The sequence below is a fragment of the Pantoea sp. F_5 genome, from assembly GCF_008631595.1.
Classification (GTDB): Bacteria; Pseudomonadota; Gammaproteobacteria; order Enterobacterales; family Enterobacteriaceae; genus Pantoea; species Pantoea gossypiicola.
The window spans coordinates 1-15639 of record NZ_VWUO01000001.1 but is presented as its reverse complement, the minus strand read 5'-3'; the positions used below and the strand labels follow the sequence as shown (position 1 = coordinate 15639).

Sequence of the window (15639 nt, the reverse complement as noted above, 5' to 3'; positions counted from 1 at the left end):
CGTTTGGTGTGCAGTGGCCTCCCTGAGGAGGCCACCCGATTTGCCTGTTAATCAGACAAAATTATTAGTGGATACCGCCGATGCGACTGAATCGCACGCCGGTTGGCCACTGACCTTCCTGCTTCTCAAAGCTCATCCAGATAGCGACCGCTTTACCAACCAGATTACGCTCCGGGACAAAGCCCCAGTAGCGGCTGTCGGCGCTGTTATCACGGTTGTCGCCCATCATGAAGTATTGCCCTTTTGGCACGACCCAGCTCGCCTGCGGCTGACCCGGCTGCTGATAATACATGCCCGCCTGACTCTGCGCTTCATTAACCAGCAGAATGTCATGGGTCACGTTATCGATTGTCTCTTTGCGGGTTGCCATGCGCAGACCACCGCGCAGGGTATCGCCCTGTGGCACCTGATAAAAACCGTTGCCGGTTTCGTTGCCATCAAAGCCGCTAAAGGTCTGAATAAAGTTGCTTGGTTCAACGTCGGTGTAAGTCACTGCCAACGCTGTGTCACAGGCTTTATCGTCACCACAGGTCGGTTTCACCGTCAGCGTTTTGCTATAAGGATCATAGATGACTTTATCGCCTGGCAGGCCAATAACGCGCTTAATGTAATCCAGGCTCGGATCTTTCGGGTATTTAAATACCGCAATGTCGCCGCGCTTCGGCTGACCGGTTGGGATCAGCGTCGTCTGGGTAATCGGATCTTTAATGCCGTAAGCAAACTTCTCCACCAGGATAAAGTCGCCAATCAGCAGCGTTGGCATCATCGAGCCAGAGGGAATCTGGAACGGCTCGTAAATAAACGAACGCACGATGAAAACCACGGCCAGCACCGGGAACACGGAGGCGGTCGTCTCAACCCAGCCTGGCTGTGAAGAGACTTTCGCCAGCGTTTTGCTGTCGAGCGCGTTACCGGTCTGGGCCTGCGCCGCCGCCTGTTTCGCGCGACGCTCGGGTGCCCATTTGAAACGATCGATTACCCAGACGATGCCAGTAATCAGCGTCGCTATCGCCAGAATCAGGGCGAACATATTAGCCATTGGAAATCCTTATTTGCTGTCCTTACCGACATGCAGAATGGCGAGGAACGCTTCCTGTGGCAGCTCAACGTTACCAACCTGCTTCATACGCTTCTTACCCTCTTTCTGTTTCTGCAACAGTTTCTTCTTACGGCTGACGTCACCGCCATAACACTTGGCGAGAACGTTTTTACGCAGCTGTTTAACGGTTGAGCGCGCGATAATGTGGTTACCGATGGCAGCCTGAATCGCAATATCAAACTGCTGGCGCGGGATGAGATCTTTCATTTTCTCAACCAGATCACGGCCGCGATAAGGCGCATTGTCGCGGTGGGTAATCAGCGCCAGCGCATCCACACGTTCAGAGTTAATCAGTACGTCGACGCGCACCATGTCTGAAGGCTGGAAACGTTTGAAGTTGTAATCCAGCGAGGCATAGCCGCGCGAGGTGGATTTCAGACGGTCAAAGAAGTCGAGGACCACTTCTGCCATCGGAATTTCATACGTCAGTGCAACCTGATTGCCGTGGTAAACCATGTTGGTCTGCACGCCACGCTTCTCAATACAGAGCGTGATGACGTTGCCCAGATACTCCTGTGGCAGCAGCATGTGACATTCCGCGATCGGCTCACGCAGTTCTTCGATGTTGTTCAGTGGCGGCAGCTTGGATGGACTATCGACATGAACAATTTCGCCACCGGTGGTGACGACTTCATACACTACCGTCGGTGCAGTGGTAATCAGATCGAGATCGTATTCGCGCTCCAGACGCTCCTGGATGATCTCCATGTGCAGCAGACCAAGGAAGCCACAGCGGAAACCAAAGCCCAGCGCCGTTGAGCTTTCTGGCTCATAAAACAGCGAGGCATCGTTCAGGCTCAGCTTGCCGAGCGCATCACGGAACGCTTCATAGTCGTCAGAGCTGATCGGGAACAGACCGGCATAAACCTGCGGCTTCACTTTTTTAAAGCCTGGCAGCGCTTTGTCTGCCGGGTTGCGTGCGGTGGTCAGGGTATCGCCCACCGGTGCACCGAGAATATCTTTGATGGCGCAGACCAGCCAGCCTACTTCACCACAGTTCAGTTCATTACGATCGACACGTTTCGGGGTAAAGATGCCCAGGCGGTCAGCGTTATAAACCTGACCGGTGCTGAGAACTTTAATCTTGTCACCTTTACGCATGGTGCCGTTTTTCACACGCACCAGCGAAACAACGCCCAGATAGTTATCAAACCAGGAATCGATAATCAGCGCCTGCAGCGGAGCTTCCGGATCGCCTTCCGGCGGGGGAATATCGCGCACTAAGCGTTCCAGCACGTCCGGAACGCCGACGCCGGTTTTAGCGGAGCAGCGCACCGCATCAGCAGCATCGATGCCGACGATATCTTCAATCTCCTGCGCAGCGCGATCGGGATCGGCTGCAGGCAGGTCAATTTTGTTCAGAACCGGCACTACTTCCAGATCCATCTCCATCGCGGTGTAGCAGTTCGCCAGTGTCTGCGCTTCAACACCCTGACCCGCATCCACCACCAGCAATGCACCTTCGCAGGCAGCCAGTGAGCGGGAAACTTCATAAGAGAAGTCTACGTGGCCCGGAGTATCGATGAAATTGAGCTGGTAAGTTTCGCCGTCTTTCGCGTGGTAATCGAGTGTGACGCTCTGTGCTTTGATAGTAATGCCACGCTCACGCTCCAGATCCATGGAGTCAAGAACCTGCGCAGCCATTTCACGGTCAGAGAGGCCACCGCAGATCTGAATAAGGCGGTCAGAGAGCGTAGATTTACCATGGTCGATATGAGCGATGATGGAGAAATTTCTTATGTGCTTCATTTATAGGGATATCTTCGCTTAAAATTCAGTTGAAAATCTGAGCACAGACACATTCAGGAAGATCGCTCTTTACCCACAATCCTGTCAGCCTCATTAATGACGACGCATATTACACTGTTAATGCCGCGCATAAAAGAATGGAACGTGGTGGAAGCGAAACAGATATCTGCGCAAGGCAGAACGGACAAAGGCCGCGGGGTGCGCGGCCTGGACGTACATTACGCTTCGCTTTCAACACGCAGCGCATCGGGAGGCAGGGCGATGTTCAGAATGACCGGCTGAAAGGCTTCGCGATCGCCAAATTTCATCGAAACGCCTTTTGCGACAATAAAGCCGCCGATGCCACCCAGCAGCGCACCGCAGGCGGCCGCCAGGTCGCTGCTGAACAGCGACTGAAACAGGCCGGCAACCACGAACAGGCCAAACAGCGGCGTCATGTAGACCAGCAGCGCTGAACCCAGCAGGCTGCTCTCTTTGATGCCTAACTCAATGCGCTGTCCCGGCTGCAGCGGCTTGCTGCTGACAATCTGCATCACATGAGCATTCTTCGGGCCGAGTTTATTCAGCATATGGCTGCCGCAACCTTTGCGTGCCTGGCAGCTGTTGCAGGAGGTTTTTGCTTCGGTATGCAGTGTGGCAATGCCATCCTGCCATGCCACCACGGTGGCCCATTCTCTCATCATTTTTGTGACCCCAGATCGATGCTGTCCGCAATACGTTTTGCGGTTGAGGGCGGTAGTTCGCCGATCACCGCAATTTCGTTATTATGGCGCACAACGGTCTGGACCGTACGACGCCCAGTGCGCAATGTCTGCGTTGTGCTACTTTTATCAGCTGGCGTCACGTTGATGGCGAAACTAAACAGCCCATCGCTGTAAAGCTTCGACTCAATATTTTTGTTCAGCCCCGGCAGCGTGCGGCGATTTTGCGACACCAGCGTCATGCCTGCGGGTATCCAGCCTGGCTGCCATGCGACAGTCACCGCGTCCCCTTTTGGCACGGAAAGCGACGGTGGCAGATTCGCTTTCTCCAGCCCCTGCATCAGATTGCGTACCCCTTCATCCACCGCAAAGCTGATAACGCGGAACTGTTCCAGCGTTTCACCGTCACGATCAAGCAGGTCGATACGGAGCGGTAGCCTGGTATCCACATCCAGCCAGACCACATAGCTGTAACGGGTGCCATCGCGAGACACGATACGCAGCACATCACACATCTGATCGGCAATGCGCGAGCGACCCACAGTAATAAAATCGTAGGCAGTGGCGAGTTTGTTGAAGTCAGCAAAAATCACCGACGGCAAAGCGTCGATAATATGATTGCCCGGGAGCGAAAAGGGATCAAGGCCTGGTTCGAAGTAGCTGATATCGTTACCACGCTGGATTACTTCCCGACGAGGCCCGTCCATTTGCAACAGCTGTGCAAATATCCGGTTATCGACCACAGCATGGCGATAGCGCAGCGATTCAATACCGATGCGTGAGACGTTGATATAGGCAAATTCGTAGTTGAGGTTCTGACTTGCCTGCTCCATCTGCTGCAATAGCGCCCCGGATGCAGTAGTTTGCGCCGGGGCGGCAGATGACCATAACAGGCTGCCTGTCAGCAGGCTAACAGCGTACCAAAACGGCTTCATTACTGCTGCTGCTGTCCTAATGACTGGTTTCCGGGAACATCAACCTGCGCCTGTTTTGGCGCATCGGTTTCAAACTGGAGCTGATCAGCGTGCAGACGGCGTTGCAGTTCATAATCCTGCAGCATGGCGTTCACGCGACGACGCTGATCCTGAACCTGCTGATTAGCGCTGTTCGTGTCAAAGGCATCAGACGGCACGCCCAGGCTAACCGGGGAGGCTTTACCCATCATCGGCAGCGTATTGAACACCGGAGAGTCAGAGGTCTGCGTGGCGCTACCCTGCGGCTGGTTGTAGTGCTGAACACCCACGATCACGGCCAGTGACACACAGGCAGCCACACCCACCTGAGTCAGTTGCGCAGCCCACGGACGCGCCTTTTTCCAGAACGGCATTTTTTCCCAGCGGGAAGGTTCTGGCTGAGCTTCAGGAATCAGCGTGGTAACCGTACGCAACGGTTCTTTTTCGATAGCAGCAGCGACGCGCGCAGAGATATCAAAATGCAGGACATCACCCACATCACCGCGCATGGTATCGCGAATAAGATGATAGCTCGCCCAGCTTTTCTGTAGTTCTGCGTCCTTAGACAAGGCGGAAAACAGCTCGTTATCTAAGGTCTCACCATCCATTAAAGCGGAAAGTTTTTCTTTCTGCATGCCTATGTACCCTTCCAGTAGCCGTTATCACTAACGTTGGATAAGCGGTTGAACTTTGTTATCAATGGCCTCTCGCGCACGAAAGATACGTGATCGAACAGTGCCTACCGGGCAATCCATAATGACGGCGATCTCTTCATAACTCAGACCGTCCAGTTCCCTGAGGGTAATTGCCATACGCAAGTCCTCGGGTAGCGCCTCGATGGTACGAAAGACAATTTGTTTCAATTCGTCAGACAACATTAAGTTCTCAGGGTTCGAAATTTCTTTTAATGCACCCGCACTTTCGAAATTTTCGGCGTCAATAGCATCCACATCACTGGATGGTGGACGACGCCCCTGAGCAACCAGGTAATTTTTCGCTGTGTTTACCGCAATGCGGTACAGCCAGGTATAAAACGCGCTATCGCCCCGGAAAGAGTCCAGTGCGCGATACGCTTTAATAAACGATTCCTGTACAACATCAGGCACGTCGCCCGAGGGAACATAGCGTGAAACCAAACTCGCCACTTTATGCTGGTAACGAATCACCAGTAAGTTGAACGCTTTTTGATCTCCCTTCTGTACCCGCTCGACAAGGACCTGATCCGTTAACTGCTCGCTCATCCGAGGTAATGTCTCCCCAAATTTTTCATATGCATAAAGTAACTGCCAGCACATCTCATGTTCTGAGCAAGCATGCGCTTAGAGTTGTGATGTGGTGCGAAGTTCACTTCCCGCCGTGATATTTACCGCTCCGATGGAGATAACACAGGTTGTTCGTTTTCGTTCAGTGTCAGGAGCGTAAATCGCAGGCAGAGTAACCTATGACAACAGCTTTTTCATCATTAAATCCTTTAGGTTTAATAAGTTTGCTATAAAAAACCAGGGCTGAAGCAGCCTGTTCTTAACCTATTGATTATATAAGGATTTTCATCAGAGCCAGATGAACGCTCGCGTCGTGTGTTTAAAATACTTCACAGAACACCCCATTGCGCTTATGCTCAGGCCTGGTCTTGTTTAGTAAATTAAACATTATGATGAATGCGAATCCGGATTATCAGTGTGATGTGTTGATTGTGGGCAGCGGTGCGGCCGGCCTGTCGCTGGCGTTACGGCTGGCAAAACAGTATCAGGTAACCGTTCTCAGTAAAGCGCAGGTCAATGAAGGGTCAACTCTTTATGCGCAGGGTGGCATTGCTGCGGTATTTGATGAGACGGACAGCATCGAGTCGCATATCGAGGATACGCTGATTGCCGGCGCGGGATTATGCGACCGTGAGGCCGTGTCGTTTATTGCCAGTAATGCCCGGCATTGCGTGCAGTGGCTGATCGACAACGGCGTTGCGTTTGATCTCGATCCGCATGCGGCGGGTGACATGCGCTATCACCTGACTCGCGAAGGCGGCCACAGTCATCGCCGCATTCTGCACAGCGCTGACGCTACCGGCCACGCGGTTGAAACCACGCTGGTGAGCCAGGCATTAAGCCACCCTAACATCCGGATTCTGGAACGTACTAACGCGGTCGATCTGATTCTTTCAGATAAAATCGGGCTGTCTGGCCCACGCCGGGTGGTGGGTGCGTGGATCTGGAATCGTAATCGCGAGCAGGTCGAAACCTGTCGGGCGCGGGCCGTCGTCGTTGCAACAGGCGGTGCCGCCAAAGTCTATCAATATACCACTAACCCTGACATTGCTTCCGGTGATGGCATCGCGATGGCGTGGCGCGCGGGCTGTCGGGTGGCCAATCTGGAATTTAACCAGTTTCATCCGACCTGCCTTTTTCATCCGCAGGCGCAGAATTTCCTGTTAACCGAAGCGTTACGCGGAGAAGGTGCCTGGCTGTTACGTCCCGATGGTAGTCGTTTTATGCCCGACTTTGATGAGCGCGCCGAACTGGCCCCCCGCGATATTGTTGCCCGCGCTATCGATCACGAGATGAAACGGCTGGGTGTCGACTGTATGTATCTGGATATCAGCCACCAGCCTAAAGAGTTTGTGCGCGCACATTTCCCGATGATCTATGAGAAGTTACTGACCTTTGGCTTTGACCTGACCAAAGAGCCGATCCCGATTGTACCCGCCGCGCACTACACCTGCGGTGGCGTCGTCGTCGATCGGCACGGTCAGACCGACGTCAATGGCCTGTATGCCATTGGTGAAGTGAGTTATACCGGCCTGCATGGCGCTAACCGGATGGCCTCCAATTCGCTGCTGGAGTGTCTGGTGTATGGCTGGTCCGCGTCAGAGGCGTTGATGCGTACCCTGCCCGGCATTGAAGCCGTCACTACCCTCCCCGCCTGGGATGAGAGTCAGGTTGATGACGCTGATGAACGCGTCGTGATCCAGCATAACTGGCACGAGCTGCGTCTGTTCATGTGGGATTATATGGGAATCGTCCGCACCACCCGGCGGCTGGAACGGGCGTTGCGCCGCATCAACCTGCTTCAGCAGGAGATCGATGAATATTACCGCCATTTCCGCCTCTCCAATAACCTGCTGGAGCTGCGAAATCTGGTGCAGGTCGCTGACCTGATGGTGCGCTGCGCGCTGGAACGAAAAGAGAGTCGCGGCCTGCACTATATTCGTGACTACCCGGATTTACTGCCAGAAGCGCTGCCGACCCTTTTGACCCCGCCAGGTTACATGAAGAGGTAAAAGTTCTGCGTCAGGCTACACCACTCATCGGAATAGCGGGTATCTGGTGCGCGGATTGCGAGACGCTCCAGCAGCGTTTCCCCAGCCTGCGGCGACAGACCCAGTACCACGCGGTGTGGCGGACGATGGGCATATTCTGCCACGTCCAGCCGGAAACGCAGATGCCAGCCATCGGCCTGCGCCAGGGTGATAAACGTCTGCCCAATATCGACGGGCAGCACCACGCAGAACATCCCCTCCTCTTCAATTAATAAGGCTGCACTGCGTAACAGCGTCTGATGATCGAGCGAGGCCGTTGCACGTGCGTTGTCCCGTGCCACGGTAGAGCAGGCTACGCCCGGCGCGAAATAGGGGGGATTACTGACAATCAGCGAGTAACGTTTATCACACTGCTCAGCCCAGCTGGCGATATCCTGCTGATGAACCTGAATACGTTCAGACCATGGTGACTGCTGCACATTCTCCTGCGCCTGCTGTGCGGCTTCCGGTTCTAACTCCACCGCATCGATTTGGACCTGCGGTGGCGTACGCTGCGCCAGCATCAGGGCAATCAGCCCGCTGCCGCTGCCGATATCCAGAATGCGCCTGACCCCGGCCACCGGTGCCCAGGCCCCGAGCAGAATGGCATCGGTTCCCACTTTCATCGCACAGCGATCGTGCGCGACAAAAAATTGTTTAAAGGTAAAACCGTTTTTATTTAACTGTGGCCGTTCACGCGGCTTATCCTGCATCATTCGTTACTACCATCGTTTTTTCCTGCCGTCCGGCAGCGCATGAGTGTAACGTGGCAACAGAGGGAATTCACGCGGCAGACAACCCCAGGCGCAGCGGAAACGGATTAACAGATGAAGATTCAGTCTGATCTGTCTATAATCAGCGCCCCAAACTGAGGTAGACCATGACAGTAACCACATTTTCCGAACTCGAACTCGACGAAAGCCTGCTACAAGCGTTGCAGGAAAAAGGCTTTACGCGCCCAACAGTGATCCAGGCCGCTGCAATTCCGCCCGCGCTGGAGGGTCGTGACGTTCTGGGTTCGGCACCTACAGGAACCGGGAAAACCGCCGCGTATCTGTTACCGGCGCTGCAGCACCTGCTTGATTTTCCGCGCAAGAAATCCGGGCCGCCGCGCATATTGATTGTGACCCCGACCCGTGAACTGGCGATGCAGGTTGCCGATAATGCGCGTGAGCTGGCGAAACATACGCATCTGGACATCGCCACGATCACCGGCGGCGTGGCTTATATGAACCATGCCGAAGTCTTCAGCGAAAATCAGGACATTGTGGTCGCGACCACGGGCCGTCTGTTGCAGTACATCAAAGAAGAGAACTTTGACTGCCGCGCCGTAGAAACCCTGATACTGGATGAAGCGGACCGCATGCTGGATATGGGCTTTGCTCAGGATATCGAAACCATCGCGGCTGAAACGCGCTGGCGCAAGCAAACCATGCTGTTTTCCGCCACGCTGGAAGGCGACAATATCCGTGACTTCGCCGAGCGTCTGCTCAACGAACCGGTTGAGCTGGAGGCTGATCCGAGCCGTCGCGAGCGCAAAAAGATCCAGCAGTGGTACTACCGCGCTGATGATCTGCAGCATAAAACCAAATTACTGATTCATCTGCTGAAGCAGCCGGATGTGACGCGCAGCATTGTATTTGTGCGTAAGCGTGAACGTCTGCATGAACTGGTGAGCTGGCTGCACGAAGCGGGGATTCGTAGCAGCTATCTTGAAGGTGAAATGGTGCAGGCCAAGCGTAACGAAGCGATTAAGCGTCTGAGTGAAGGACGCGTTAACGTGCTGGTTGCGACGGATATCGCCGCGCGTGGTATTGATGTTGAAGATGTCAGCCACGTCTTCAACTATGACATGCCGCGTACCGCCGATACCTATCTGCACCGCATTGGTCGTACCGGTCGTGCGGGCCGTAAAGGCATCGCCATTTCACTGGTTGAAGCGCATGATTACGTCCTGCTGGGTAAAATCACCCGCTATGTGAATGAGCCGATCAAAGCGCGCGTGATTGATGAACTGCGCCCTGAAACGCGTGCGCCTGATGCTAAAACCACGGGTAAACCGTCGAAAAAAGTGCTGGCGAAGCGTGCAGAGAAGAAAGCCAGCGAAACGGAAAAACCGCGCGTGAAAAAACGCCATCGTGATGCTAAAAATGTTGGCAAACGCCGCAAGGCAAGCGGCACTACGCCAGCTAACGAGAATGCGGAATAAAACATCACACGTATAAAAAAATCGCCTCACAGGAGGCGATTTTTTTTATCTGATAATCAGTTACGGCCTTTTCAGAATGTTTCTTCTGCCAGTGCGCTTTCTTCACAACACTGGCATCCGCATGCCGGGTAGTTAACTGCTTATCTCCTTCATTATAAAAATAAAAATTGCTGTGTGCGCTTTGCGCTAATTTTCAGCACCCCGATAATTCAGGCGGTTTACAGACTTTCTGTAAAGGTGCGGGTGATTACATCGCGCTGCTGCTCAGGCGTCAGTGAGTTAAAACGCACGGCATAGCCTGAAACACGAATAGTCAGCTGTGGGTAATTTTCAGGATGTTTAACCGCATCTTCAAGCGTTTCACGACGCAGCACGTTGACGTTCAGATGCTGACCGCCTTCAACGCGCACCTGCGGTTTAATGTCAACCGGCACTTCACGGTAAGCGAATTCGCCCAGTTCGCTGATGGCGACAACCTGATCTTCTTCATAGCCCGCTTTTGCACACAGGCAACGCGCTTCAGCTTTCTCTTCATCCAGCAGCCAGAAGGAGTTCAGAAGTTGTGAATTGTTAGTTTGAGTGATCTGGATACCAGTGATCATGATTGCGTCTCCCGGATAATACGTGAATAAATCAAATTTGAGGCCCCGGTATACCATCGTTCATTCACAACAGCCTTGACCTGTATCAATATTAATCAGCCATTCAGCGTGCTTTTCAGCTAACCCATTGATCTCAAAATGTCTGCCAACTAAAAATAATTTGTATTTTTCAAATTATTTTTGCCTTCAGGTCAGCGGCAGGAACGGCTAAGCTTACTCCACTAACGTTAAGGGAGTTAAACATGGCTGAAAAGCTGACCTGGCACGACGTGCTGGCTGAAGAGAAAGAGAAACCCTATTTTATTGAGACGCTGAAGCAGGTCGCCGATGAACGCGCCGCGGGTGTAACCGTCTATCCGCCGCAGAAAGATGTGTTTAATGCGTTTCGCCTGACGGAACTCGGTGACGTCAACGTCGTGATTCTGGGGCAGGATCCCTATCACGGGCCGAATCAGGCGCACGGACTGGCTTTCTCAGTTCTGCCAGGGGTTCAGGTGCCTCCGTCACTGCAGAATATCTACAAAGAGCTGGTGCAGGATATTCCCGGCTTCCGGAAACCCGATCACGGCTTTCTTGAGAGCTGGGCAAAACAGGGAGTGATGTTGCTTAACACGGTATTAACGGTTGAAGCAGGTAAAGCCCATTCCCATGCGCGATTCGGCTGGGAGACCTTTACGGACAACGTGATTGCGGCGATTAACCAGCACCGTGAAGGGGTGATTTTCCTGCTGTGGGGCTCACATGCGCAGAAGAAAGGCAGCATTATCGATCGCAAGCGCCATCATGTGTTGCAGGCGCCCCATCCCTCACCGCTCTCTGCGCATCGTGGATTTTTCGGCTGCAAACACTTCTCAGCGACCAATGAATTGCTGAGCGCTGCCGGTAAAAAGCCGGTGGACTGGACGCCGGTCTTACCGGAATAGCGCCCAAACGCACACGGCCGCGTCAGTGCGCGGCCGTGTAACAGGATTCAGGGGTTGAATCAGCTCTTAGCCTTAGAAACCGCAACCATCGCCGGGCGTAGCAGGCGACCATTCAGCGTATAGCCACGCTGCATCACCAGCATGACATGGTTAGGTTCAAATTCTTCAGACTCCATCATCGACATCGCCTGATGAACTTCAGGGTTGAATGGCACGCCAGTTTCGCCAACCACTTCAACACCGAACTTACGCACGGCACCGAGCAGGCCCTTCAGCGTCAGTTCAATGCCTTCAATCATGGATGCCAGCTGTGGGTCCTCTTTATTGGCCACTTCCAGCGCACGTTCCAGGCTGTCGATGACCGGAAGCAGCTCGTTGGCAAACTTCTCAAGCGCAAATTTGTGCGCCTTCTCAACGTCCATCTCGGCACGACGACGAATGTTTTCAACCTCAGCCTGCGCACGCAGCTGTGCATCGCGTACACCGTTCTGCGACTGCGCTAATTCAGCTTCGAGCTGGGCAATACGCTCATCACGCGGATCCACCTCTGCTGCCGTCTCCGCTTCCTGAGGTTGCTGCTGATCCTGCTGAATTTCGTCTGAGACTTGCTCGTTTGGGGTGTTCTGTTCTTTACTACTCATGAATTTCTCCGCGTTTTGCACATTCATTTCGCTGGTTGGCTTATTATGGGGATTGGTATGACGGATTCAAGGGAACCTATCACATTGCCTTGCCGTTTTGGCTTATAAGGAACACCGACCAGATGAACAAACACTTTAACTGCATTGGTATCGTGGGTCATCCGCGCCATCCCACTGCGTTAACCACGCATGAGATGCTCTGGCGCTGGCTGACAGCCAAAGGTTATCAAGTGATCGTTGAGAAGCAGATTGCGCAGGAGCTGTCGCTTCACGACGTGCAGACCGGCACGCTGGCGGAGATTGGTCAACAGGCTGATTTAGCGGTCGTTGTGGGCGGTGACGGTAACATGCTGGGTGCCGCGCGGGTGCTGGCGCGCTATGATATCAAAGTGATTGGCATTAACCGCGGTAATCTTGGTTTTCTCACCGACCTTGACCCGGACAATGCGCAGCAACAGCTGGATGAGGTGCTTCAGGGTAACTATTTCGTCGAGAGCCGCTTTCTGCTGGAAGCGCAGGTGTGCAAATCTGACTGCTCACCGCGTATTGGCTCCGCCATCAACGAAGTGGTGCTGCATCCCGGTAAAGTCGCGCACATGATCGAATTTGAAGTTTACATTGATGAAGTGTTCGCCTTTTCCCAGCGCTCTGATGGGCTGATTATTTCAACACCCACCGGCTCTACCGCCTATTCCCTCTCAGCGGGTGGTCCGATTCTGACGCCGTCACTGGAGGCCATTGTGCTGGTGCCGATGTTCCCGCATACGCTGTCAGCGCGTCCACTGGTTATCAACAGCAGCAGTACCATCCGTCTGCGCTTTTCTTCACGCCGCAGCGACCTGGAAATCAGCTGTGACAGCCAGATTGCGCTGCCAATCCAGGAAGGTGAAGATGTACTGATTCGACGTAGTGCCGGCCATCTTGATTTAATTCATCCTAAAAACTACAGCTATTTCAATACGCTGAGTTCAAAGCTAGGCTGGTCAAAAAAATTGTTCTGAAAACCGGCCTCTCCTCTTTACTGGATAAAAAACCAGTTTATACTGTATGAAAAACCATATGTGTTTATTCGTACAGGTGAACCTATGCTGGCCCAACTGACCATCAGTAATTTCGCTATCGTTCGTGAGCTCGACATTGATTTCCAACGCGGCATGACAGCAATCACTGGTGAAACCGGTGCCGGTAAGTCTATCGCGATTGATGCGCTGGGATTATGTCTGGGCGGCCGTGCCGATGCCGACATGGTGCGTCAGGGTGCCAGCCGGGCTGACCTCTGCGCCCGCTTTCAGCTTAAGTCCTCCCCTTCTGCTCAGCGCTGGCTGATAGAGAATCAACTCGATGACGGCAATGAGTGCCTGCTGCGCCGTGTCATCAGCGCTGATGGTCGTTCCCGTGGCTTTATCAATGGCACGGCGGTGCCGCTTTCTCAACTGCGCGATCTGGGCCAGTTGCTTATCCAGATCCACGGTCAGCACGCCCATCAGCTTCTGCTCAAACCCGATCATCAGAAGCATCTGCTGGATGCCTATGCCGGGCACGACGATCTCCTGCAACAAATGCGCGCCAGTTATCAGACCTGGCACCAGAGCTGTCGCACCCTCGCGCTGCATCAGCAGCAGGCGCAGGAGCGCGAATCACGCCGCGAGCTGTTGCAGTATCAGTTGAAAGAGCTTAACGAGTTCGCGCCGCAGCAGGGCGAATATGAGCAGATTGACGAGGAGTACAAGCGCCTTGCCAACAGCGGACAGCTGCTGTCGACCAGCCAGCAGGCGCTGCAGCTGTTAGCAGACAGCGATGACAATAATCTCAACAGCCTGCTCTATAGCGCACGTGAGATGATTTCAGAACTGACCTCGCTGGATGAGAAGCTGAACGGCGTTCATAACCTGCTGGAAGAGGCGGCGATTCAGCTGAGCGAAGCCAGCGACGAACTACGTCACTATTGCGACAGCCTTGATCTGGACCCAAATCGCTTGTACGAACTGGAAAAGCGTATTTCCCGCCAGATTGCGCTGGCGCGTAAGCATCACGTCACGCCAGAAGGTCTGCCTGAACTGCATCAGCAGCTGCTGGCGGAAGCGGAGTTGCTGTCACAGCACGAAAGCGATCAGGAAAGCCTGCAATCGCTGGTGGGTGAACATTACCAGGCGGCACTGCAAAGTGCAGAGCAACTTCATCAGCAGCGCAGCCACTTTGCCGATGAACTGCAGCAGCTGATTACGCAGAGTATGCATCTGCTCTCTATGCCACACGGTCAGTTTAAAATCGCGCTGACCTTTAATCCGGATCAGCTGACAGCAGATGGCGCGAGCCGCGTCGATTTTCAGGTGACCACCAACCCGGGTCAGCCTCTGCAGCCGTTAGGCAAAGTCGCTTCGGGCGGTGAGCTGTCACGTATCGCACTGGCGATTCAGGTGATCACCGCGAAGAAAATGGAAACGCCGGCGATGATTTTCGATGAAGTGGATGTTGGGATCAGCGGCCCGACCGCTGCTGTCGTCGGTAAACTGCTGCGTCAGCTGGGTGAATCGACCCAGGTTATGTGCGTCACTCACCTGCCGCAGGTTGCCGGTTGCGGACATCAGCACTTCTATGTCAGCAAAGAGACCGATGGCGCGATGACCGAAACCCATATGCAGCCGCTGGACAAGCGGGCGCGTCTGCAGGAACTGGCGCGACTGCTGGGCGGCAGCGAGGTGACACGCAATACCCTGGCCAACGCAAAAGAACTTTTAGCCGCATAGCAGCGCACTTTTTTAACGTACCGTGGTCATATGCTTGCTCTGTAGAGGTTTCCAACGGCGAAAAGGTTTATTATCATCGGCACTTATGTCGCCAGAGTAATAAAGCCTGCCGCAGGCAGAGTTCAGATTTTGATGGCAAGAAAGCCGCCTGTTAAAGGCGTTTGGCCCCGGAAAAGGAATGTATAGATGCGCTGTAAAACGCTGACTGCCGCGGCAGTGGTAATGTTGATGATGACCGCCGGATGTTCCACTTTAGAGCGCGTGGTCTATCGTCCTGATATCAACCAGGGGAACTATCTGGTTGCCAACGATGTGGCCAAGATCCATAACGGTATGACACAGCAGCAGGTAGCTTACACGCTTGGTACGCCGATGATGAAAGATCCGTTTGGCAGCAACGTCTGGTATTACGTTTTCCGTCAGGAGCCTGGTCATGAGCGCGTGAAGCAGCAGACGCTGACGCTGACCTTTGATGGCAACGGTGTTCTGACTAACATCGATAACAAGCAGAATCTGTCAAAAAACAACGACTGATTGCACAACAGACCGTTTGAAAGAGAGCAAAAAGGCGCACTGAGCGCCTTTTTTTATGCCTGTGACCCGTCCTGAATAGCGTTGACACATTTACCCGGTGTTTTCAGGAGAATGTGATGAAACAGTATGTTAAACGTACACAACGCGATTACTCTCTGTCTTTTAAACTGGCTGTCGTTGAGCAGGTTG

The 15639-nt window shown here is 53.6% G+C and carries 15 protein-coding genes; 6 read left to right on the top strand and 9 right to left on the bottom strand.

Translation table 11 applies throughout. The features are described from left to right. Nucleotides 1–64 precede the first annotated feature (64 nt). The 6 genes from lepB to rpoE form a co-directional block, all read right to left on the bottom strand. Nucleotides 65–1039 (bottom strand): signal peptidase I, encoded by a 975-nt coding sequence (gene lepB / locus F3I44_RS00075; protein WP_150012639.1) that lies wholly within the window; start codon nt 1037–1039, stop codon nt 65–67. Nucleotides 1040–1048: 9 nt separating this feature from the next. Then, the gene (gene lepA / locus F3I44_RS00070; RefSeq protein ID WP_150012641.1) at nt 1049–2848 is read right to left on the bottom strand and encodes a translation elongation factor 4; all 1800 of its coding nucleotides are present in this window, start codon (nt 2846–2848) and stop codon (nt 1049–1051) included. Between the two features lie 218 nt (nt 2849–3066). Beyond that, complete coding sequence (gene rseC / locus F3I44_RS00065; RefSeq protein WP_150019156.1) at nt 3067–3531, bottom strand: SoxR-reducing system protein RseC; 465 nt, start codon at nt 3529–3531, stop codon at nt 3067–3069. Beyond that, nucleotides 3528–4484 carry a sigma-E factor regulatory protein RseB gene (gene rseB, locus F3I44_RS00060; protein WP_150012645.1) on the bottom strand — a complete coding sequence of 319 codons (957 nt, stop codon included), beginning with the start codon at nt 4482–4484 and terminating at the stop codon, nt 3528–3530. Before rseB ends, rseC begins: the two co-directional genes overlap by 4 nt. Then, nucleotides 4484–5137 (bottom strand): anti-sigma-E factor RseA, encoded by a 654-nt coding sequence (gene rseA, locus F3I44_RS00055; RefSeq protein ID WP_150012647.1) that lies wholly within the window; start codon nt 5135–5137, stop codon nt 4484–4486. Before rseA ends, rseB begins: the two co-directional genes overlap by 1 nt. A 30-nt stretch (nt 5138–5167) precedes the next feature. Next, complete coding sequence (gene rpoE, locus F3I44_RS00050) at nt 5168–5743, bottom strand: RNA polymerase sigma factor RpoE (protein ID WP_013358764.1); 576 nt, start codon at nt 5741–5743, stop codon at nt 5168–5170. A 413-nt stretch (nt 5744–6156) separates the two neighbouring features. Between rpoE and nadB the strand changes: the two genes are divergently transcribed. Beyond that, a complete protein-coding gene (gene nadB / locus F3I44_RS00045; protein WP_370452829.1) occupies nt 6157–7776 on the top strand; it encodes an L-aspartate oxidase in 1620 nt (539 codons plus the stop codon). Here the strand turns inward: nadB and F3I44_RS00040 are convergent. Then, nucleotides 7761–8510 (bottom strand): tRNA1(Val) (adenine(37)-N6)-methyltransferase, encoded by a 750-nt coding sequence (locus F3I44_RS00040; protein WP_150012649.1) that lies wholly within the window; start codon nt 8508–8510, stop codon nt 7761–7763. The genes nadB and F3I44_RS00040 overlap by 16 nt on opposite strands. A 164-nt stretch (nt 8511–8674) precedes the next feature. Here F3I44_RS00040 and srmB point away from each other — a divergent pair, with 164 nt between their 5' ends. After that, nucleotides 8675–10003 (top strand): ATP-dependent RNA helicase SrmB, encoded by a 1329-nt coding sequence (gene srmB / locus F3I44_RS00035; RefSeq protein WP_150019155.1) that lies wholly within the window; start codon nt 8675–8677, stop codon nt 10001–10003. A 218-nt stretch (nt 10004–10221) separates the two neighbouring features. On the opposite strand, the gene grcA is transcribed toward srmB, so the two are convergent. Further along, the gene (gene grcA, locus F3I44_RS00030; RefSeq protein ID WP_150012653.1) at nt 10222–10605 is read right to left on the bottom strand and encodes an autonomous glycyl radical cofactor GrcA; all 384 of its coding nucleotides are present in this window, start codon (nt 10603–10605) and stop codon (nt 10222–10224) included. Nucleotides 10606–10847: 242 nt separating this feature from the next. Between grcA and ung the strand changes: the two genes are divergently transcribed. Then, nucleotides 10848–11528 (top strand): uracil-DNA glycosylase, encoded by a 681-nt coding sequence (ung, locus tag F3I44_RS00025; RefSeq protein WP_150012655.1) that lies wholly within the window; start codon nt 10848–10850, stop codon nt 11526–11528. A gap of 59 nt (nt 11529–11587) precedes the next feature. Here the strand turns inward: ung and grpE are convergent, their stop codons facing one another. Next, nucleotides 11588–12169, bottom strand: a complete 582-nt coding sequence (gene grpE, locus F3I44_RS00020) for a nucleotide exchange factor GrpE (RefSeq protein WP_150012657.1) — start codon at nt 12167–12169, stop codon at nt 11588–11590. 122 nt (nt 12170–12291) lie between these two features. Here grpE and nadK point away from each other — a divergent pair, with 122 nt between their 5' ends. The 3 genes from nadK to bamE all read left to right on the top strand — a co-directional run bounded on the left by nadK (nt 12292) and on the right by bamE (nt 15450). Further along, entirely contained in the window at nt 12292–13170 is an 879-nt protein-coding gene (gene nadK, locus F3I44_RS00015) for an NAD(+) kinase (protein WP_003848582.1), read from the top strand. Between the two features lie 84 nt (nt 13171–13254). Next, the gene (recN, locus tag F3I44_RS00010) at nt 13255–14916 is read left to right on the top strand and encodes a DNA repair protein RecN (RefSeq protein WP_150012659.1); all 1662 of its coding nucleotides are present in this window, start codon (nt 13255–13257) and stop codon (nt 14914–14916) included. Nucleotides 14917–15102: 186 nt separating this feature from the next. Next, on the top strand, nt 15103–15450 hold the full coding sequence (bamE, locus tag F3I44_RS00005; RefSeq protein ID WP_098052587.1) for an outer membrane protein assembly factor BamE: 348 nt from the start codon (nt 15103–15105) through the stop codon (nt 15448–15450). Nucleotides 15451–15639 lie beyond the last annotated feature (189 nt).

Bases quoted from the DNA above. Each gene is read 5' to 3' on its own strand.
- lepB (WP_150012639.1), bottom strand. From the start codon at position 1,039: ATGGCTAATATGTTCGCCCTGATTCTGGCGATAGCGACGCTGATTACT.
- lepA (WP_150012641.1), bottom strand. From the start codon at position 2,848: ATGAAGCACATAAGAAATTTCTCCATCATCGCTCATATCGACCATGGT.
- rseC (WP_150019156.1), bottom strand. From the start codon at position 3,531: ATGATGAGAGAATGGGCCACCGTGGTGGCATGGCAGGATGGCATTGCC.
- rseB (WP_150012645.1), bottom strand. From the start codon at position 4,484: ATGAAGCCGTTTTGGTACGCTGTTAGCCTGCTGACAGGCAGCCTGTTA.
- rseA (WP_150012647.1), bottom strand. From the start codon at position 5,137: ATGCAGAAAGAAAAACTTTCCGCTTTAATGGATGGTGAGACCTTAGAT.
- rpoE (WP_013358764.1), bottom strand. From the start codon at position 5,743: ATGAGCGAGCAGTTAACGGATCAGGTCCTTGTCGAGCGGGTACAGAAG.
- nadB (WP_370452829.1), top strand. From the start codon at position 6,157: ATGAATGCGAATCCGGATTATCAGTGTGATGTGTTGATTGTGGGCAGC.
- F3I44_RS00040 (WP_150012649.1), bottom strand. From the start codon at position 8,510: ATGATGCAGGATAAGCCGCGTGAACGGCCACAGTTAAATAAAAACGGT.
- srmB (WP_150019155.1), top strand. From the start codon at position 8,675: ATGACAGTAACCACATTTTCCGAACTCGAACTCGACGAAAGCCTGCTA.
- grcA (WP_150012653.1), bottom strand. From the start codon at position 10,605: ATGATCACTGGTATCCAGATCACTCAAACTAACAATTCACAACTTCTG.
- ung (WP_150012655.1), top strand. From the start codon at position 10,848: ATGGCTGAAAAGCTGACCTGGCACGACGTGCTGGCTGAAGAGAAAGAG.
- grpE (WP_150012657.1), bottom strand. From the start codon at position 12,169: ATGAGTAGTAAAGAACAGAACACCCCAAACGAGCAAGTCTCAGACGAA.
- nadK (WP_003848582.1), top strand. From the start codon at position 12,292: ATGAACAAACACTTTAACTGCATTGGTATCGTGGGTCATCCGCGCCAT.
- recN (WP_150012659.1), top strand. From the start codon at position 13,255: ATGCTGGCCCAACTGACCATCAGTAATTTCGCTATCGTTCGTGAGCTC.
- bamE (WP_098052587.1), top strand. From the start codon at position 15,103: ATGCGCTGTAAAACGCTGACTGCCGCGGCAGTGGTAATGTTGATGATG.